Here is an 18,784-nt window from a genome sequence, read left to right on the forward strand (position 1 = left end):
ACAGGGGCACTTCGCTGCCCCGCCCGCGGCGTTCTGCTGTGGTCGCGGGCCCGCTTGAGCGCGACGTCGACGGTGCCCGGCTCCGGTCACACCGCCCGATGCCCCAGCGCGTCGATGATCCGGTCCATGAAGTCCGCCGCCGCGGGCGGGAGTTCGCGGCCCGCGCGGCACTGGACCTGGAGGGTGCGCTGGCGGAACTCCTTCTCCTCCAGGGGGATCGCGGCCAGGGCGCGGCGGTCGGACGGCCCCAGGGTGACGCGGCTCGCCAGGGTGACCGCGCTGCTGGCGCGGACGAAGCGCAGGAGCGCGTCCACCGTGGTGCACTCGAAGACACCCTCCACCGTGAGCTGGTGGGCCGCCGCCGAGGCCTCCAGGAGCAGCCGGCTCGTGGTGTCGGTCGAGGGCAGCGCCACCGGATGCCGGACGAGGTCGCGCACGGAGACCGCCGCCTTGTCGGCGAGCGGGTGGCCCCTGCGGACGATCGCGCACAGCGGGGCCTCCTGCGTGTGGCGGATCGAGACACCCGCCGGGAGCGCGATGTTGAAGGTGACGCCGAGGTCGGCGATGCCTTCCGCCACCATCTGCGTGGCCTCCGTCGGCCGTGCCACGTGCAGGATGACGCGGGCCTCCGGGTGGGCCGCGTGGAAGCCCGCCGCGACATCGGGCAGCAGGTGGTGGGTGACACCGATCGTGGCGGCGACGGTGATGACCGCCCGCGTCGTGCGACGCTGGTGGACCTCTTCGGTGAACGCCTCGGCGTCCTGGATGGCCCGCCGCGCGTAGCCCGCGAACGCGCGACCGGCCGCGGTCGCGGTGACACCGCTCGGCTGCCGGTCGAAGAGCGGGGCTCCCACCTCCCGTTCGAGACGGGCGAGTTGGCGGCTCACCGCGGAACCGGCGACGAAGAGCCGGCGCGCCGCCGCGTTCACCGAGCCCGTCTCGAAGACGGCGATGAAGTACTTCAGGGCCGGGTCGACCAGTGGCATCGGATGTGCCCTCTCCCTGCGCCTTCGCCATGGACCGGGCGTTGCCGTTACGGCAACGCACGCGTTCCCATATTGTCACCGCCGGACGTGCCACCGCCCCTTGTTGGCCTCTCCCGTGCGGTGCCACCGTCGTGGCCCATGAGCAGACAGGACGCGATCGACAGCGCCGCACACCACTTCGACTCCGGGGCGTTCCTTGAGGAACTCACCCGCCTCGTCGCGGTCCCGACCGAGAGCCACGACCCGGCCCGGGAGCCCGCGCTCCACCGCTACTTGAGCGAGGAGATCGCGCCGCGCCTGCACCGCATGGGGTTCGACGTCGACATCGCGGAGAACCCCGTCTCCGCCCGGCACCCGTTCCTCGTCGCCCGCCGCACCGAGGCCGAGGGCCTGCCCACGCTCCTCACCTACGGCCACGCCGACGTACAGCCGGGCCATCCCGAACGCTGGCGCACCGGGCTCGACCCCTGGCGCCTCACCGTCGAGGGCGAGCGCTGGTACGGGCGCGGCGTCGCCGACAACAAGGGCCAGCACCTGGTCAATCTCGTCGCCCTGGAACAGGTCGTCGCGCGGCGGCAGGGCGTCCTCGGGCACAACCTGGTGTTCCTGCTGGAGACCGGCGAGGAGTTCGGCTCCCCCGGTCTCGCCGAGTTCTGCGAGCAGCAGCGGGACCAGCTGCTGGCCGCGGACCTGCTCATCGGCTCCGACGGGCCGCGCGTCGCGACGGACCGGCCGACCGTCTTCCTCGGTTCCCGCGGCGCCGTGAACTTCACACTCCGCCTCGACCTGCGCGAGGGCTCCCACCACTCGGGCAACTGGGGCGGGCTGCTGCGCAACCCCGGCACCGTCCTGGCCAACGCGATCGCCTGCCTCGTCGACGAGCGCGGCAGCATCCGCGTCGAGGGCCTGCGCCCCGCCGCGATCCCCGACGAGGTGCGCCGCGCGCTCGCCGACATCCCCGCCGGCACGGACGGGCCGGCGCCCGATCCCGGCTGGGGCGAGCCGGGGCTCACCCCGAACGAGCGGCTCTTCGCGTGGAACACCATCGAGGTCCTCGCCATGACCACGGGCCAGCCGGACAACCCCACCAACGCCATCCCGGGCTCCGCTCGTGCCCACTGCCAGCTCCGCTTCGTCGTCGGCCTGGAGTCGTCCGACGTGGAGCGGGCGGTGCGCAAGCATCTCGACGAGCACGGCTTCGGCATGGTCGAGGTCACCGCCGACTACGGCATGGAGGCGACCCGGCTCGACCCGGACAACCCCTGGGTCGCCTGGACGCTCGGCTCGCTGGAACGCACGACCGGCACGACGCCCGCGCTCCTGCCCAACCTGGCGGGCTCACTGCCCAACTCCGCCTTCTCCCGCGGCCTCGGCCTGCCCACCGTGTGGGTTCCGCACTCCTATCCCGGCTGCTCCCAGCACGCACCCGACGAGCATCTGCCGGCGCCGCTCGTGCGGGAGTCGCTCCAGGTGATGGCCGGGCTCTTCTGGGATCTCGCCGACCTCGCCGAGCACGGCACCTGGCCTCCGGCCGCCCCTTCGACCGACGGGAGCGCCCCATGAGCGCGCCGCCTGCGAGAACCACGGCACGGTCGACCACCACCCCGAGCCCGGGGAAGATCATCACCGCGGCGTGCGTCGGCAACGCCCTGGAGTGGTACGACATCGCGGTCTACAGCTACTTCGCGACGTACCTGTCGAAGGTCTTCTTCACCGACGACGACCCGGCCCTGGCCCTGCTCCTCACCCTGGGCACCTTTGGTGTCTCGTTCCTGATCCGCCCGGTGGGCGCCCTCGTGCTCGGTTCGTACGCCGACCGGGCCGGCCGGAAGGCCGCGCTGACCTGGTCGATCGGGCTGATGGCCCTCGGCACGCTGCTGATCTGCGTGATGCCGTCGTACGCGGCGATCGGCGCGGCCGCGCCGGTTGGCATCCTGCTCGCCCGGCTGATCCAGGGCTTCGCGGCGGGCGGCGAGTTCGGCAGCGCGACGGCCCTGATGGTCGAGTTCATGCCGAACCGGCGTGGTTTCGCGGCCAGTTGGCAGTTCACCAGTCAGGCCGCCAGCACCCTCCTCGCGGCCCTCCTCGGCACCGTGCTCACCTCGACGCTGAGCGAGGAACAGCTCACCTCCTGGGGCTTCCGGATCCCGTTCCTCATCGGCCTGCTCGTGGCGCCCGTGGGCCTGTACATCCGCCGCAACGTGCCCGAGCCGCCCGCCGCCGCGGAGCCCGAGTCCACCCGCGCCCCGGTCCGCACCCTGCTGCGCGAGCACAAGGCGGGCGTGCTGCTCACCATCGGGCTGCTCGCCGTGACGACCTGCCTCAACTACCTGATCACGTACATCCCGACGTACGCGACGAAGACCCTCGGCCTGCCGGATTCCACGGGTTTCGTCGCGGCCCTCGCTGGTGGTCTGGTGCTGCTCGCGGTGACGAGTGTGGCGGGCCACTTCTCCGACCGGGTCGGCCAGATCGCGATCATGATTCCGGCCGCGGGCGCGGTCCTGCTGCTGATCTACCCGATGTTCGCGCTCCTCGTGGCCGCACCCTCGCTGGCCCTGCTGATCGGCGTCGTCATGGTGATGGCACTCTTCAAGGCCTGCTATTACGGACCGATGGGCGCACTCATGGCAGGCATCTTCCCGGCCGGGACCCGCGCGACGGGGATGGCCGTGGGCTACAACATCGGCGTCACCGTCTTCGGCGGCTTCACCCCGATGATCGCGGCCTGGCTGCTCGATACGACCGGGCAGTCCGCGGCCCCCGCGTACTGGGTGGCATTCGCCGCCGTGGCGAGCCTGACCAGCCTGTTCGTGCTGCGCCGCCGCACCATGCACCCCCGTTGACCGCCACCCGACGCGCCCGCCCACGTAAGGAGTCCCCATGTCCCTGAACGACTTCGAGCGCCACCCCCTCCTGTTCGGCCCGAGCCCCGTGCACCCCCTCGACCGGCTCAGCAAGCATCTCGGCGGCCCGCGGATCTGGGCCAAGCGCGAGGACTGCAACTCCGGGCTCGCCTTCGGCGGCAACAAGACCCGCAAGCTGGAGTACCTGGTCCCCGACGCTCTCGCCCAGGGCGCCGACACGCTGGTCAGCATCGGCGGCGTGCAGTCCAACCACACCCGGCAAGTGGCCGCGGTCGCCGCCAAGTTGGGCCTGAAGGCCGTGCTGGTGCAGGAGAGCTGGGTGGACTGGCCGGACGCGGTCAACGACAAGGTCGGCAACATCCTGCTGTCCCGGATCATGGGCGCCGACGTGCGCCTGGTCGAGGCCGGGTTCGGCATCGGCTTCAAGGACAGCTGGCAGCAGGCCCTGGAGGACGTACGCGCCGCGGGCGGCACCCCCTACGCGATCCCGGCGGGCGCCTCCGACCACCGGCTCGGCGGTCTCGGTTTCGCGAACTGGGCGTACGAAGTGGAGCGGCAGGAACGCGAGTTGGGCGTCTTCTTCGACACCATTGTGGTGTGCAGCGTCACCGGCAGCACGCACGCGGGCATGATCGCCGGGTTCGCGGGCCAGGACCGGCCGCGCCGGGTGATCGGCGTCGACGCGTCGGCGAAGGTCGACGAGACCCGCGCACAGGTGGCGAAGATCGCCCAATCCACCGCCGAACTCATCGGCCTGGGCCGGGAGTTGCGCGAGGACGAGATCACCGTCCTGGACGGCTGGGCCGGTGACCGCTACGGCATCCCAGTCGACTCCACGGTGGACGCGATCCGACTGACCGGCGAACTGGAGGGCGTCATCCTGGACCCCGTCTACGAGGGCAAGTCGATGGCAGGACTCATCGACCTCGTACGCGACGGCGACATCCCCAAGGACTCCAACGTCCTGTACGCACACCTGGGCGGGCAGCCCGCGCTCAATGCCTACAGCGGCGTCTTCCACTGATCGGTGACCCACTCGCGGAACGTCCGGGCGGGCACCCCGAGGACATCGGCCACCGTCGATGTCACGTACGCCGGGTGCCCGTCGGACGCGCCCCACGCGTCGAGCAGCATGTCGACGACGGGGCGCGGCCAAACACCTTCGGTCGCGCGCCGGAATCCGTCCGGGGTGAGCTCCTCGAAGGGGATCGGGCGGCCGATGACCTCACCGATCACGCGCACCTGGTCGGCGTGACTGAGCGCCTCGGGGCCGGTGAGGACGTAGTCGCCGCCGGTGTGCCCGTCCTCGTACAGGGTGCGGGCCGCCACGGCGGCGAGGTCGCGCTCGTCGATCGGGGCGGTCTCCACGGCAGCGTAGGGCCACCGGACGGGTTCGCAGGCGTTGATGGCAGGCTCCCACCACAGGCGGACGTTCGAGGCGAACATGCCGGGCCGGAGGATGGTGGAGTCGAGCCCCGAGGCCGCGATCAGGCGCTCGATGCGGGCGTGCAGGTCGGCCATCGGGTTGGGCTGCTGGAAGAACGGGTGCGGCGTCCGGTGCGGCGAGGAGAGGAAGACGATCCGTCGCGTGTGGGCCGCGATCCGCTCGACGACGGCCTCGGCCGTCGCGGGCGGCGCGGTCCACAGCAGGAACACCGAGCGCACACCTCGCAGTGCGGGGTCGAGCGAGGCGGGGTCGGCGAAGTCGCCCGCCACCACCTCGACCCCGTCGGGAAGTTTCGCTGCCGCGGGGTCGCGCGTGAGCGCCCGCACGGGCACGCCCGCGGCCAGCAGTTCATCGACCACCGCCCGACCGATGCGGCCGGTGGCTCCTGTCACGAGGACGGGGTGCGTCCCGCTGCCCTGTTCGTTGTCCGTCTGGTGCGCTTCGTCGGTCGTCACGGGAGCCATCCTAACGTAACCGAGTTACGTTTTTTACCGGGTGAACCTCACGGTGTGACGATCGCGAAGTCCCGGTCGCCGGGGTCGAGCACCGCGGCGAGCCGCCCGAGCACCGACGCGTCGCCCTGGACCTGCACGCCCGCCCGCTCCAGCCCTTCGGGGGTCAGCCCCGTGGTGGCCAGCGCGGACAGAGCCTTGACCGCACCGGCGAGGGAGACGTCGGCCGCGGTCTTCCGGGACGCGGAGCTGTAGGTGAGCACACCGTTGGCGAGGCGGAGCCGGTAGCGCTCGTCGACATCCGTGAGATGGACGTCGATGCTGAGCTTCTCGTCCCAGGCCTTGGGGCCGTCGATCTGGATGGCGATGGCGTCGAACAGCATGGTCGGACCGAGGTTCGCGATCACGTCGGCCGACGCGGCGACGGTGGGGGTGCCGAACCGGCCGTCGCGCAGTTCGGTGGCGCCGGAGAGGTAGAAGTTGCGCCAGGGGCCGTTCTCCGCGCCGTAGCCGAGCTGTTCGTAGGTGTCGGCGAGCAGTTCGCGCGCTGCCGCGTGGTCGGGCTCGGCGAACACCACGTGACTGAGCACCTCGGCCGCCCAGCGGTAGTCGCCCGCATCGAAGGAGCCGCGCGCCTTGTCCACGACGGTGTCGGCGCCGCCCATGAACTCGACGTAGCGCTTGCCGGCCTCGACGGGCGGGTGCTGCCAGAGATGGGCCGGATTGCCGTCGAACCAGCCCATGTAGCGCTGGTAAATGGCCTTCAGGTTGTGGCTGACGGAGCCGTAGTAGCCGCGGGCGTTCCAGGCGTTCTCCAGGGCGGGCGGCAACGGCAGGTGTTCGGCGATCTCGGCCCCGGTCCAGCCCTTGTTGATCAGGCGGAGCGTCTGGTCGTGGAGGTAGCCGTACAGGTCGCGCTGGCTCTCCAGGAACTCGACGACGCGGTCCTGGCCCCAGGTCGGCCAGTGGTGCGAGGCGAAGACGACATCGCTCTTGTCGCCGAAGAGGTCGATGGTCTCGGTGAGGTAGTGCGACCAGCCGTGCGGGTCGCGGACCACGGCGCCGCGCAGGGTCAGCAGGTTGTGCAGGGTGTGCGTGGCGTCCTCGGCCGCGCACAGCGCCCTGAAGTCGGGGAAGTGGATCAGCATCTCCGAGGGAGCCTCGGTGTCGGGCGCCATCTGGAAGACCATGCGGACCCCGTCGACGGTCTCCTCGTGACCCGTCGTCGTGATGGACAGGGTCGGCGGGATCAGCGTGACACCACCGGTCGAGGTCGTCTGCCCGAGCCCTGCGCCGACCTGCCCCTGCGGTCCGCGGGCGAGCGCCGCCCCGTACATGTAGGCGGCGCGACGGGCCATGGCGGTGCCCGCGTACACGTTCTCGGCGACCGCATGCTCGGTGAAGCCCTCGGGCGCGATGACGGGTACGCGCCCCGCGTCGACGTCCTCCTGCGTGGTGACACCCTTGACGCCGCCGAAGTGGTCGGCGTGCGAGTGGGTGTAGATCACGGCGGTGACCGGGCGCTCGCCTCGGTGCTCGCGATACAGGTCCAGCGCCGCCGCGGCCGGTTCCATCGACAGCAGCGGATCGATCACGATCACACCGGCGTCGCCCTCGACGAACGTGACGTTCGACAGGTCGAGACCACGCACCTGGTAGATGCCTTCGACGACCTCGAACAGGCCCTGTTCGGCGGAGAGTTGGGACTGCCGCCACAGGCTCGGGTTCACCGTGTCGGGGGCGTCACCCTTGAGGAAGGCATACGTGTCGTTGTCCCACACGACACGCCCGTCCTCCGCGGTGACGGCGTTCGGCGCACGCCGGGCGATCAAGCCCCGCCTCGCGTCCTCGAAGTCCTGGGTGTCGGAGAACGGGAGACGCTCACGAACCTCCGTCTGCTGGTGAGTGATGGACGGCTGCGCGGCCTTGGGTGTCGAAGTCATATCGACACATTCACACCTTTATGCCCCGAATGTGTGGCACGACGCGCACAACCAACCGTTGTGCCCGCGTGCCATGTTCGTTGTTTGATCCCGGCGGCCGCCGATGGCTTGGATGACTGCCATGCCAGACCAGGATCGCCTCTACGTCCACACACCCGAGTTCGCGCGCGTGGCCGAACGCATCGAGCACGTCACCATGCTGACGTCACGGCTGAACGTCCTGCCCTTCGACGACAAGGAGGCACGCGCGGTGCTGCTCTCCGACATCCTCGGCAAGCCGCTGCCCGACTCCGCCACCGTCTATCCGCCCTTCTACACGGACTTCGGGCTCCGCACCGAGTTCGGTGAGCACGTCTTCGTGAACCAGAGCTGCACGTTCCTCGACCAGGGCGGGATCACTCTGGGCGACGGCGTGCTGATCGGGCCGAAGACCAATCTGATCTCCGCCAACCACCCGATCCGCGCGTCCGAGCGCCCCGAGTACTACACCCGGGCACCCATCACCATCGGGGCGAACGCATGGCTCGGCGCGGCGGTGACGGTGCTGCCCGGTGTCACGATCGGCCGCGGTGCCGTGGTCGGCGCCGGCGCCGTGGTCACCAAGGACGTGCCACCCGACACCTTGGTGACCGGGCCCGCGGCGGCTGTGCGCAAGCGCTGGGACGACTGAGCCCGGCCGCCCCAGCGGTTCTACAGGTCCACGTTCAACAGGCCCACGCTCTAAAGGCCCACGTCGCGGCTGCGCATGTCCTCCAACGACTCGCGGCGTACGAGGAGTCGGGCGCGGCCGTCGCGGACGGCGACCACCGGCGGGCGGCCGACCGCGTTGTAGCCGGAGGCCATCGACAGGTGGTACGCGCCGGCCACCGGCACGGCGAGCAGGTCGCCCGCCCGCACGTCGTCGGGGAGCCGGGCATCGGGGGCCAGCACGTCACCGGCCTCGCAGTGCCGGCCGACGACCGTGACGGGGGCCGTGCCCGCACCGCACCGGCGGCCCACCAGGCGGGGCGCGTAACGCACTCCGTACAGCGCGGGCCTCGGGTTGTCGCTCATGCCGCCGTCGACCGCGACGAAGGTGCGGCCGCCGGTGCGCTTCACGGACACGACGCGGTACAGGGCGACTCCGGCGGGGCCCACGACGGCCCGCCCCGGCTCGACGAGCAGGCGCGGCACGGTCAGCCCGGCCGCCGCGCACGCCTCGGTCAGCTCGGCGCGGACCTTTCGGGCCAGGCGGGTGAGGTCCATGGCGGGCTCACCGGGACGGTAGGCGATGCCGTGGCCGCCTCCGATGTCCAGTTCCCGCAGCACCAGGCCGTGCTGCTCCTTCAGACGGGCCATCAGACCCACCATGCGGCGCACCGCCGCCAGGTACGGCTTGACGTCGGTGATCTGTGAGCCCAAGTGGCAGTGCAGACCCGTGAGTTGGAGTTGCGGCTGGTCGAGGATGCGGGCGATGGCGTGCTGGGCGTAGCCGTCACTGATGGACAGGCCGAACTTCTGGTCGTCGGTGCCGGTGCGGATCTTGTCGTGGCCGCCCGCGCTGATGCCGGGGACCACGCGGACCATCACCCGCTGGTGTCCTTCGGGGCCGACCGCCGCGGCGATCCGGGCGATCTCGGAGGGGCTGTCGATGACGATGCGGCCGACGCCGTACCACAGGGCCCGCTTCAGGTCGTGCGGCGTCTTGGCGTTGCCGTGCAGGACGATCCGGTCGGCGGGGAAGCCCGCGGCGACGGCGAGTTCCAGCTCACCGGCGGAGCACACGTCGAGCCCGAGCCCCTCGTCCGACACCCAGCGCGCCATGGCCCGGCACAGGAACGCCTTGGCCGCGTAGTGGACCTCGGCCTCCGGGAAGGCGTCCCGGTAGGTGCGGCAGCGGCGGCGGACCTCGCGCTCGTCGAGGACGTAGACCGGTGTGCCGTAGCGGCCCGCGACCTCGGCGAGCGACACACCGCCGACGGCCGCGTCGCCGGGGTGCGGTTCGGTGGTGGAGTGCGGCCACACCGACAGGTCCTCGGCGCTCGCGGTGGTGGGAACGGTTTCGTGAACGGTGGTCATGGTGTCGTCGCCCCTCAGCCGATCCAGTACGACAGCGGATCCACCGTGACGCGGGCGGCGCCGAGCGGCACGGTCATGTCGCGCAGAGCGGGCTCGGCCAGCCGAATCCATGGCTGGCCCGCGCCGAGGGTGGCCGCCAGCGCGCCCTCTGAGGTGAAGCCGACAGCCGTACGGTCACCGAGCGGGGTGCGGAACAGCCGGGCGGCGCACCCGAGCCGGCCCGGCCGGACGGGAACGTAGAGGGGCCGGGCCGGGAAGGGTTCGGAGGGTTCCGGGTCTTCGTCGCTCACGGGTTGTGCCATGGAGTGTCTCCTGGAGAGTCCGGTAGTGGTGGCTCACCAAGGACGCTAGGCGCCTCTCCCCCACCCTCGGCCCGTCCTGACGGGACGCTGACGAGACCGGCGTCGATGCTGACGCGCTGCTGACGGGCCCGGGTTCGGCACCCCTGACCAGGAGCCCTACCGCCCCTCCCACTCCGGTTTCCGCTTGTCCAGGAACGCCGCCACACCCTCCGCGAAGTCACGGCTGCCGTAGACGCGGGCGTACAGGTCCTCCGCGTGGCCGGGGGCCGAGGCGGCCAGGACGCGGCGGTCCGCCTCCTTCAGGGCGGCCAGGGTGAGCGGGGCGCATCGGGCGATGTCCGCCGTCAGCTCTACGACGTGTGTGTCCAGGTCGGCCGGGTCGAGGATGTCCGCCACGAATCCGGACTCGTACGCCTCCGTCGCCGTGATCAGCCGTCCGGCGAGGAGGGCCCGCAGGACGCGGGCGCGGCCGAGCCCCGCGTAGAGGCGGGACATCATGGCGGGGGAAAGGCAGTTGCCGAGGGTGCGGCCGATGGGGGCGCCGAAGACCGCGTCCGGGGTGCACAGCACCACGTCGCAGCAGCTCGCGAGCGCGCTGCCCGCGCCGACCGCCGGGCCTTCGACCGCGGCGACGAGGGGCATCCGCAGCCCCGCGAGCCGGTCGACGGCGAGCCCGACACGACGCTCGTACGCGACGCCGTCCTCGCCGCTCGCGAAGTCGCGGAACTCGCGGATGTCGGTGCCCGCCGCGAAGGCGCGCCCGCCCGCGCCGCGGAGCACGGTCAGCCGGATGCCGGGGTCCGCGTCGATCTCCTGGCAGGCGCGCTCCAGTTGGTCGTACATGCGCAGCGTCAGGGCGTTGCGCCGGTCCGGGTTGTTCAGGGTGAGGTGGGCCGCGTATGTGTCGGTTCCGGGGACCGCGTGGCGGGTCCAGGTGACGGTCCCGCCGACCTCGTCGTCGTTCGACATCAACTCGGTCTCCTTTCCCAGGAGTTCGTCGTTGTGCTCGCCGAGCACCGGCGGGTGACGGCGCAACGTCGCCGGGGTGCGGGCGAGTTTCACCGGGAAGCCGATGACGCGGCTGCGGCCGTCGACGGGGTGGTCGTACTCCTCGACCATGCCGCGGGCCCGCGCGTGCGGGTCGTGGTCGAGGATCTGCCCGTAGTCGAGGATCGGTCCCGCGGGGACCCCCGCGTCGAGGAGCTGGGCCACGCACTCCTCGGTGCTGGTCGCCGCAAGTCGGCCTTCGAGGAGGGCGATGAGTTCGGCGCGGTGGGCCATCCGGTCGGTGTTGGTGGCGAACCGTTCGTCGTCCGCGAGGTGGTGGAGGTCGAGGGCCTCGCACAGCCGCAGCCACAGCCGCTGGTTGTTGGCGGCGATGGTGGCGTGGCCGTCCTTGGTGCGGACGACCTGGTAGGGCGCGGACATGCGGTGCGCGGAGCCGAGGCGCTGCGGGGGCTCGCCACCGGCGAAGTACTCGACCGACTCCCACACCGACATCGCCAACACCGCTTCGTAGAGCGACGTTTCGAGGTACTGGCCCTCCCCCGTGCGCAGCCGGTGCACGTGCGCGGCGGCGATGCTCAGCGCGCAGAGCATGCCCGCGCCGAGGTCACCCACGGGCAGCCCGCACTTGACCGGCGGCCCGTCCGGGTCGCCGGTGACACTGACGGCGCCCGCCATGCCCTGCGCGATGAGGTCGTAGCCGGGCCGGTCGGCGTACGGGCCGTACTGGCCGAAGCCGGAGATCGACGCGTAGATGATGTCGGGCCGGACCGCGCGGACGGCTTCGTAGCCGACACCGAGGCGGTCGGTGACACCGGGCCGGAAGTTCTCCACGACGACGTCCGCGTCGGCGACAAGCCGGAAGAACTCGGCGCGGTCGGCGTCGGTGCGCAGATTGAGGGTGACACTGCGCTTGTTGCGGTTGAGGGCGTGGAAGGCGGGGGTGTCGCTGCCGGGGCGTGGCGTGCCCATGGAGGTGCGGGTCTGGTCGCCACCGTCGGGTGACTCGACCTTGATGACGTCCGCGCCGAGGTCGGCGAGCAGCATCGTGCAGTACGGGCCCGCCATGACCTGCGTGAGGTCGAGGACGCGGACGCCGTCCAGCGCGCCTGCGGTGCCGGTCATCGCAAGGCCTCCCGGATCAGCTGGAGCGGGTGCACCGCCGTGCGCTCCGTGCCGTGGTGGATCTGCTGGCGGCAGGAGACACCGGTGGCGGCGACGATGGTGTCCTCCGCCTCGGCCCGGACCGCGGGGAAGAGCCGGTCCTCGCCGACCGCCATGGATGTGTCGTAGTGCTCGGCCTCGAAGCCGAAGGAGCCCGCCATCCCGCAGCATCCTGCGTCGAGTTCGACGACCTCGGCGCCCGGGATGCGCTGGAGCAGCGCGACGGTGGCGGCGGTGCCGACCTCGGCCTTCTGGTGGCAGTGTCCGTGGAAGAGGACGCGGCGGCCCGCGGGCCCCACGTCGTCCCGCAGCTGGAGCCTGCCGTCGTCGATGGCCTCGGTGAGCAGCTCCTCCAGTTGCTTGACCCGTCCGGACACGTCGGCGACGGCCGGGTCGCCGGGCAGCAGGGCGCGGTGTTCGTCGCGCAGGGTCAGCAGGCAGGAGGGTTCGCAGCCGACGATGGGGCCGTCCCCCGAGTCCGCGAGGCGGTGCACGAGATCGCCTGCCTGTGCCTTCGCCTGGTCGAGCAGGCCCTTGGAGAAGGCGGCGCGGCCGCAGCAGCCGCCGCTCTCCAACTGCACCTGCCAGCCTGCCCGTTCGAGGAGTTCGACGGCGGCGCGGCCGACGTCCGGGTCGGTGTAGGTGGTGAAGGAGTCGGCGAGGAGGGTGACGGTGCCCTGGCTGCCCGCCACCGTCCCCGGCCTGCGCCGGAACCACGTCACGAGGTTGCGGCGGGCGAACACGGGCAGCGGCCGGGCGCTGGCGATGCCGAGTCCCCGCTCCAACAGCCGCCTCGGCAAAGGCAGGTTGGAGATCGGGGCGGTCGCCGAACCGAGCCGGTTGAGGCGGCGGATGGCGCCGAACACCCGCGACCGCAGCGGCGTGCCGTGCCGTTCGTGGTGGTGGGCCAGGGTCTCGGCCTTGAGGGACGCCATGTCGACGCCGAGGGGGCACTCGCTCTTGCAGGCCTTGCACATCAGGCACAGGTCGAGGACCTCGTGCAGCCCCTCGTCGCCGAGCGCCGCCTTGGGGTCGGGCTCGGAGAGCGCCTTGACCAGTGCGTTCGCCCGGCCGCGCGTGGAGTCGTGTTCGTGCTTGGTGACCATGTACGAGGGGCACATGGCGCCCGCGTCGCTCTTGCGGCACAGGCCGATGTTCATGCACCGGTCGGCGGCGCCGCGCATGTCACCGCCCCCGACGACCTCGAAGTCGAGGTGGGTACGCAGGCGTGGCGCGGGCGGCAGCGCCGCGTCGCGGAGGTGTTCGGTCATCGCCGGGGCGTCGACGATCTTCCCGGGGTTCAGCCGGTTCTCCGGGTCGAAGAGGCCCTTGACCTCGCGCATCGCCTCGTACAGGTCGTCGCCGTAGAGTTCGCGGTTGAACTCGCTGCGGGCCAGGCCGTCGCCGTGCTCGCTGGAGTTGACGCCGTCGTACTCCCGGACGAGCTCCTTGATCTCCTCGGCGACCGCCCGCATCGTCTTGACCTGGGCGGGGTCGGCGACGTCGACGAAGGGCCTGATGTGCAGGCAGCCGACCGAACAGTGGCCGTAGAACCCGGCGTCGAGGCCGTGCCGGTCCAGGACCTGTTTGAAGCGGCGGGTGTACGCGGCGAGGTCTCGCGGGTCCACCGCGGTGTCCTCGATGAAGGCCAGCGGTCGCCGGGTGCCCTCGCTCGCCGCCATCAGCAGTCCGAGGCTGGACTTGCGGACCTTGAGCAGCCCGGACTGCTGGGCCGGGGTGACGGCCTGGAGCGTGTGGTAGCCGTGGCCGTGCCGCTTCCAGAGGCCGGTCAACTCCTGGAGGCGGCCCGTGAGTTCGGCCTCGTCGTCGCCGGTGAAGCTGACGAAGAGCAGGGCCTCCGGGTCGCCTTCGAGGATGTTTCCGAGCGAGGCGTACTCGATCTTCTGCCGGGAGAGGTCGAGGATCGTCCGGTCCATCATCTCGACGGCGGCCGGATCGAGCCCGAGGGCGTCCTCGGTGGCCTCGATGGCTCCGGCGACCGAGGTGAAGTGGCCGACAGCGATGACCGTGCGGGCCGGTTTGGGCACGAGGTCGACCAGGGCGCGGGTGGCGACGACGAGGGTACCCTCCGAGCCGACGACGAACTTCGCGAGGTCGAAGGGGGCGTCGCCGCCGGTGTCGGCCAGTCGGTCCAGGCGGTAGCCGCCGGAGCGGCGCCAGTAGGCGGGGAAGTCCGTGGCGATGGAGGCGGCGTGCGCGTCCACGATCCTGGGGAGCTCGCGGTAGAGCCGCCCCTCCAGGGTGTCGAGTCCGGCGCGGCGGGCGCGCTCCGCCTCGTCGACGGGGGCGAGGCGGGCCGTGGTGCCGTCCGAGAGGACGACGTCCAGCTCCCGTACGTGGTCGATGGTCATGCCGTAGCGGATCGAGCCACTGCCCGCCGAATTGTTGCCCGCCATGCCGCCGATGGTGGCGCGGTTGCTGGTGGAGGTGTCGGGGCCGAACATCAGGCCGTGTGCTGCGGCGGCCCGGTTCAACTGGTCCTGGACGACGCCGGGTTCGACGAGTGCGGTGCGTGCGTCGGCGTCGAGTTCGAGGATGCGGTGCATGTGCCGGGAGAGGTCGAGGACGAGCCCGGGGCCCACGGTCTGCCCGGCCAGGCTGGTCCCGGCACCCCGGGGCACCAGCGGCACACCGTGCTCGGCGGCGGCCACGACCGCGGCCCGTACGTCGTCGGCGTGGCGGGGGAAGACGACGCCCTGCGGTTCGATGGCGTACATGCTGGCGTCGCGGGAGAACAGGTGCCGGGTGTAGTCGTCGAAGGCGACCTCGCCGTCGAGCTCGCGGCGCAGTGCGGCTTCCAGGTCGCGGGCGGCGGTGCGGACTTCGCTGGGGACCTCGCTGGGGACTTCGCTGGGGGCCGTCATCGCAGCACGTCCAGCGCCGCTTCGAGGCCACCCCGTTGGACCGGCACCCCCGCGAGTTCCAGGCCCATCTGCACTCCGGCGAGCGTGCCCGCGAGGGTCAGGTCGTTGAAGTGGCCGAGGTGGCCGATGCGGAAGACACGGCCCGCGAGTTTTCCGAGGCCCGAGCCGAGTGACATGTCGAAGCGCTCCAGGATGATCTTGCGGAGCTTGTCGGCGTCGTGTCCTTCGGGCATCAGGACGGCGGTGAGCGAGCCCGAGTGCTCGCGCTCGTCGGCGCACAGCACCTCGAGCCCCCAGCCCCGCACCGCGGCGCGGGTGGCGGCGGCATGCCGGGTGTGCCGGGCGAAGACGTTCGTCAGCCCCTCCTCCTCCAGCATCCGCAGCGCCTCGTCCAGGCCGTAGAGGAGGTTGGTGGCCGGGGTGTACGGGAAGGCGCCCTTGGCGTTGGCGTCGATGATCGGCTGCCAGCGCCAGAAGGAGCCGGGAAGCCGGGCGGTGCGGGAGGCGGCGAGGGCCTTGTCGCTCACGGCGTTGAAGCTGAGGCCGGGCGGCAGCATCAGCCCCTTCTGCGAGCCGGCGACGGTGACATCGACGCCCCACTCGTCGTGCCGGTAGTCGATGGAGCCCAGCGAGGAGATGGTGTCGACGAGCAGCAGGGCCGGGTGGCCCGCGGCGTCGATGGCCGCACGTAGCTCGGGGATGCGGCTGGTGACACCGGTCGATGTCTCGTTGTGGACGACGCAGACCGCCTTGATGCGGTGGTCGGTGTCCGCGGCGAGCCGTTCGGCGAGCGCCTCCGGGTCCGCGCCGTGCCGCCAGTCACCAGGGATGGCGTCGGTGTCGGCGTCGAGGCCCAGGCCGCGGGCCATCTCGCGCCAGAGCACCGCGAAGTGCCCGGTCTCGAAGGACAGCACACGGTCACCGGGGCTGAGGGTGTTGACCAGTGCGGCCTCCCAGGCACCGGTACCGGATGCCGGGTAGACGACGACGGGCCCGGAGGTGCCGAACACCGGCTTCAGGGCGGCGAGCAGACGCTTCGTCAGCTCGGCGAACTCCGGGCCGCGGTGGTCGATGGTGGGCGCCGCCATGGCGCGCAGGACCCGGTCGGGGACGTTGGTGGGGCCGGGGATCTGCAAGAAGTGGCGGCCGGTGCGGAGCGTCATGCGGTCGACTCCTCAAGGGTGTTGTGCCGTGAGGCGGCACGCCGTACCGTTGAGCGGCACATGGAGCGTAGGCTTCCCGTCGCCGACGCGTCAACGGCCGCGCACGGCTCGCCGGGCGCGCAACCAACACCCGCCCACAGGAAACCGGTTGGGATCAACGGATGCGTGAGGACTCGCGATGATGCAGAACGTGGCCAACACCCTGCGGGCGCTCGAGGAAGTGGCCGCCCGGCAGCCCGTCGGCGTCGCCGACCTGGCCAGGGCCCTCGACCTGCCGAAGAGCTCGGTGCAGCGCTCGCTCGTCACGCTGCACACCACGGGCTGGATCCGCCCGGCCGGCGGCACCCCCACCCGCTGGGTGGTGACCACCAAGGCACTGCACGTCGGACGGCACGCGACGGACGAGCTGGGGCTGCGCGACGCGGCGCTCCCAGTGATGGAGGAGCTGCGCCGACGCACCGACGAGACGGTCCACTTGGCGGTCCGTGAGGGCGGGAAGGTGCTGCTGGTCGAGCGCCTGCAGACGACCAAGGCGGTGCGCATCATCCTGCCGCTCGGCCAGGACCTGCCGATGCACGCCTCGGCCAACGGCAAGGCGGTGCTCGCCGCCGACCCCGACGAAGCGGTCGAGCGCTACCTCGACGAGGGCCTCCCGCGCTACACCGGCACCACCGTCACCGACCGGGAGCAACTCCTGGCGGAGGTACGGGAGATCCGGGCGCGCGGCTACGCGACGAACTCCGGTGAGTGGCGTGCGGACGTGTCGGCGGTGGCCTCGGCCGTGCTCGGCGCGGAGGGCCTGCCGGTGGCCAGCGTCAGCGTCAATGTGCCGACGAGCCGGATGACCGAGGACGCGGCCGCCACCTTCGGTGACCTGGTCCAGGAGGCGGCGCGACACATCAGCGCCCGAATCTCCTGAAGCGCAAGGTGTCTTGACGCGCCATCAGAGGCCTTCCATACTCTCGCCCCAACCCGAAACGCAGATTCCGGATTCCGGAACGTCCTGAATGTGTGGTGACCACCGACCGAAGGCGAGGAAGCCTCGTGTCAGATCAAGTCATCTCCATCATCGGCCTCGTGCTCGTGTTCCTGATCGCAACCTTCTCCAAGGTGCACATGGGCGTGATCGCCGTCGTCGCCGCGTTCATCGTCGGCACGGCCATCGCCGGTGAGTCGGCGGACGAGCTTTTCGCCGGCTTTCCCGGCGATCTGTTCGTGGTGCTCGTCGGCGTCACGCTACTGTTCGCGATCGCCAAGAACAACGGGACCGTGGACTGGCTCGTCCAGGCCTCGACCCGTGCCGTGCGCGGCAGGATCGCCCTCATCCCGTGGGTGATGTTCCTGATCACCGGGGCGCTCACGGCCTCCGGTGCGGTCGTTCCCGGCGCGGTGGGCATCATGGCACCCATCGGCATGGGCTTCGCCGTGCGCCACAAGATCAACCCGGTCCTGATGGGCCTGCTCATCATCAACGGTGCCAGCGCCGGCGGCTTCTCGCCGATCAGTATCTTCGGCACCATCACCAACGGCGTGGTGCAGCGGGAGGACCTGCCCGGCAGCGAGGGCCTGCTCTTCCTGACCTCGTTCCTCTTCAACCTGGCGCTGAGCGTGATCGTCTTCTTCCTGTTCGGCGGCCGGGGGCTCCTTGGGCGGCGGGCGGAGATTCCTGCCGGTGCGTCCGGCGGCGGAGGGAACTCAGCCGAGGACACCACGGGCGGCGGCGCCCCCGCCGCGCCTGTCCCGGCCCCGGCGGGCGAGCGCGTACCGGCGTCGGCCCCGGCGGGCGGGCAGATGGTGGCACCGGCGGCCGCCCCGCCGAAACCCCGGCCGTCCGGCACCGGCACCGGATCCGGCACCGACACCGACACCGACACCGACACCGAGGAGATCCACCGCCTCACCCCCGTGCGCGCGCTCACCGTGCTCGGAGTCATCAGCCTGGCCGTCGGCTCCCTCGCCTTCGACCTCGACGTGGGCCTGATGGCCTTCGTGGTCTCGGCCGTCCTGTGCCTCGTCTCCCCCGCCTCCGCGAAGGGAGCCGTAGAGCGCTGCGCCTGGCCGACCGTCCTGCTGGTGTGCGGCATCGTGATGTACGTCAGCCTGATGGACAGGATGGGCACCATCAAATGGGCCGGCGAGAGCGTCAGCGACCTCGGCACACCCCTGGTGTCGGCGCTGCTGATCTGCGTGATCGGCGGCGTGGTGTCCGCGTTCGCCTCCACGACCGGCATCCTCGGCGCCCTCATCCCGCTGGCCGTCCCGTTCCTCGCAGGGGGCGAGATCGGCGCGATCGGCATGATCAGCGCCCTGGCCATCTCGTCGTCCGTGGTGGACTCCTCACCGTTCTCCACCAGTGGTGCGCTGACCGTGGCCAGCTCACCGGAGGACATGCGGGACACCGTCTTCCGGCGGCTGATGGCATGGGGCCTGAGCATGACCCTGATCGCCCCGCTCGCGACCTGGGTCATCCTCGTCATCCCCGGCCAGCTGTGACGGCGCGGCGGCCGGGACC

Annotated in this window: 13 protein-coding genes and 1 pseudogene; 6 read left to right on the forward strand and 8 right to left on the reverse strand. The window is 71.4% G+C overall.

All coding sequences use genetic code 11. The features are described from left to right. Window positions 1–86: 86 nt before the first annotated feature. On the reverse strand, window positions 87–986 hold the full coding sequence (locus ACFV9W_RS29790) for a LysR family transcriptional regulator (RefSeq protein ID WP_385766856.1): 900 nt from the start codon (window positions 984–986) through the stop codon (window positions 87–89). Between the two features lie 138 nt (window positions 987–1,124). Here ACFV9W_RS29790 and ACFV9W_RS29795 point away from each other — a divergent pair, with 138 nt between their 5' ends. Genes ACFV9W_RS29795 through ACFV9W_RS29805 form a run of 3 tightly spaced genes read left to right on the forward strand, consistent with a single transcriptional unit; the run spans window position 1,125 to window position 4,877 of the window. Further along, a complete protein-coding gene (locus tag ACFV9W_RS29795) occupies window positions 1,125–2,549 on the forward strand; it encodes a M20 family metallopeptidase (protein WP_385766859.1) in 1,425 nt (474 codons plus the stop codon). Beyond that, the gene (locus tag ACFV9W_RS29800) at window positions 2,546–3,832 is read left to right on the forward strand and encodes an MFS transporter (RefSeq protein WP_385766862.1); all 1,287 of its coding nucleotides are present in this window, start codon (window positions 2,546–2,548) and stop codon (window positions 3,830–3,832) included. Before ACFV9W_RS29795 ends, ACFV9W_RS29800 begins: the two co-directional genes overlap by 4 nt. A 37-nt stretch (window positions 3,833–3,869) precedes the next feature. Beyond that, window positions 3,870–4,877, forward strand: a complete 1,008-nt coding sequence (locus ACFV9W_RS29805; protein ID WP_385766865.1) for a 1-aminocyclopropane-1-carboxylate deaminase — start codon at window positions 3,870–3,872, stop codon at window positions 4,875–4,877. On the opposite strand, the gene ACFV9W_RS29810 is transcribed toward ACFV9W_RS29805, so the two are convergent. Both ACFV9W_RS29810 and ACFV9W_RS29815 read right to left on the reverse strand, forming a co-directional pair. After that, window positions 4,856–5,755, reverse strand: a complete 900-nt coding sequence (locus ACFV9W_RS29810) for an NAD(P)H-binding protein (protein ID WP_385766868.1) — start codon at window positions 5,753–5,755, stop codon at window positions 4,856–4,858. The genes ACFV9W_RS29805 and ACFV9W_RS29810 overlap by 22 nt on opposite strands. Before the next feature lie 47 nt (window positions 5,756–5,802). After that, complete coding sequence (locus ACFV9W_RS29815; RefSeq protein WP_385766871.1) at window positions 5,803–7,695, reverse strand: alkyl/aryl-sulfatase; 1,893 nt, start codon at window positions 7,693–7,695, stop codon at window positions 5,803–5,805. 121 nt (window positions 7,696–7,816) lie between these two features. On the opposite strand from ACFV9W_RS29815, the gene ACFV9W_RS29820 reads away from it, so the two are divergent. After that, a complete protein-coding gene (locus ACFV9W_RS29820) occupies window positions 7,817–8,365 on the forward strand; it encodes a DapH/DapD/GlmU-related protein (RefSeq protein WP_385766873.1) in 549 nt (182 codons plus the stop codon). A gap of 50 nt (window positions 8,366–8,415) precedes the next feature. Here the strand turns inward: ACFV9W_RS29820 and lysA are convergent, their stop codons facing one another. From lysA to ACFV9W_RS29845, 5 genes and pseudogenes are all read right to left on the reverse strand, one after another. Then, window positions 8,416–9,753, reverse strand: a complete 1,338-nt coding sequence (gene lysA, locus ACFV9W_RS29825) for a diaminopimelate decarboxylase (RefSeq protein ID WP_385766876.1) — start codon at window positions 9,751–9,753, stop codon at window positions 8,416–8,418. 35 nt (window positions 9,754–9,788) lie between these two features. Beyond that, window positions 9,789–10,055: pseudogene (locus tag ACFV9W_RS29830) on the reverse strand (SAV_915 family protein); the annotation flags it as partial. Window positions 10,056–10,211: 156 nt separating this feature from the next. Next, the gene (locus tag ACFV9W_RS29835) at window positions 10,212–12,185 is read right to left on the reverse strand and encodes an enoyl-CoA hydratase (RefSeq protein ID WP_385766879.1); all 1,974 of its coding nucleotides are present in this window, start codon (window positions 12,183–12,185) and stop codon (window positions 10,212–10,214) included. Next, window positions 12,182–15,109: an FAD-binding and (Fe-S)-binding domain-containing protein gene (locus tag ACFV9W_RS29840; RefSeq protein ID WP_385766882.1), complete on the reverse strand. Its 2,928-nt coding sequence runs from the start codon at window positions 15,107–15,109 to the stop codon at window positions 12,182–12,184. The genes ACFV9W_RS29835 and ACFV9W_RS29840 overlap by 4 nt, the downstream gene beginning before the upstream one ends. Beyond that, window positions 15,106–16,272 (reverse strand): pyridoxal-phosphate-dependent aminotransferase family protein, encoded by a 1,167-nt coding sequence (locus ACFV9W_RS29845; RefSeq protein ID WP_385766884.1) that lies wholly within the window; start codon window positions 16,270–16,272, stop codon window positions 15,106–15,108. Before ACFV9W_RS29845 ends, ACFV9W_RS29840 begins: the two co-directional genes overlap by 4 nt. 178 nt (window positions 16,273–16,450) lie before the next feature. Here ACFV9W_RS29845 and ACFV9W_RS29850 point away from each other — a divergent pair, with 178 nt between their 5' ends. Both ACFV9W_RS29850 and ACFV9W_RS29855 read left to right on the forward strand, forming a co-directional pair. Continuing rightward, window positions 16,451–17,191 carry an IclR family transcriptional regulator gene (locus tag ACFV9W_RS29850; RefSeq protein WP_385766887.1) on the forward strand — a complete coding sequence of 247 codons (741 nt, stop codon included), beginning with the start codon at window positions 16,451–16,453 and terminating at the stop codon, window positions 17,189–17,191. A gap of 125 nt (window positions 17,192–17,316) precedes the next feature. Next, window positions 17,317–18,765: an SLC13 family permease gene (locus ACFV9W_RS29855; protein WP_385766890.1), complete on the forward strand. Its 1,449-nt coding sequence runs from the start codon at window positions 17,317–17,319 to the stop codon at window positions 18,763–18,765. Window positions 18,766–18,784 lie beyond the last annotated feature (19 nt).

The organism is Streptomyces sp. NPDC059897 (assembly GCF_042730865.1).
Classification (GTDB): Bacteria; Actinomycetota; Actinomycetes; order Streptomycetales; family Streptomycetaceae; genus Streptomyces.

Bases quoted from the DNA above. Each gene is read 5' to 3' on its own strand.
- ACFV9W_RS29790 (WP_385766856.1), bottom strand. From the start codon at position 986: ATGCCACTGGTCGACCCGGCCCTGAAGTACTTCATCGCCGTCTTCGAG.
- ACFV9W_RS29795 (WP_385766859.1), top strand. From the start codon at position 1,125: ATGAGCAGACAGGACGCGATCGACAGCGCCGCACACCACTTCGACTCC.
- ACFV9W_RS29800 (WP_385766862.1), top strand. From the start codon at position 2,546: ATGAGCGCGCCGCCTGCGAGAACCACGGCACGGTCGACCACCACCCCG.
- ACFV9W_RS29805 (WP_385766865.1), top strand. From the start codon at position 3,870: ATGTCCCTGAACGACTTCGAGCGCCACCCCCTCCTGTTCGGCCCGAGC.
- ACFV9W_RS29815 (WP_385766871.1), bottom strand. From the start codon at position 7,695: ATGACTTCGACACCCAAGGCCGCGCAGCCGTCCATCACTCACCAGCAG.
- ACFV9W_RS29820 (WP_385766873.1), top strand. From the start codon at position 7,817: ATGCCAGACCAGGATCGCCTCTACGTCCACACACCCGAGTTCGCGCGC.
- lysA (WP_385766876.1), bottom strand. From the start codon at position 9,753: ATGACCACCGTTCACGAAACCGTTCCCACCACCGCGAGCGCCGAGGAC.
- ACFV9W_RS29835 (WP_385766879.1), bottom strand. From the start codon at position 12,185: ATGACCGGCACCGCAGGCGCGCTGGACGGCGTCCGCGTCCTCGACCTC.
- ACFV9W_RS29840 (WP_385766882.1), bottom strand. From the start codon at position 15,109: ATGACGGCCCCCAGCGAAGTCCCCAGCGAGGTCCCCAGCGAAGTCCGC.
- ACFV9W_RS29845 (WP_385766884.1), bottom strand. From the start codon at position 16,272: ATGACGCTCCGCACCGGCCGCCACTTCTTGCAGATCCCCGGCCCCACC.
- ACFV9W_RS29850 (WP_385766887.1), top strand. From the start codon at position 16,451: ATGATGCAGAACGTGGCCAACACCCTGCGGGCGCTCGAGGAAGTGGCC.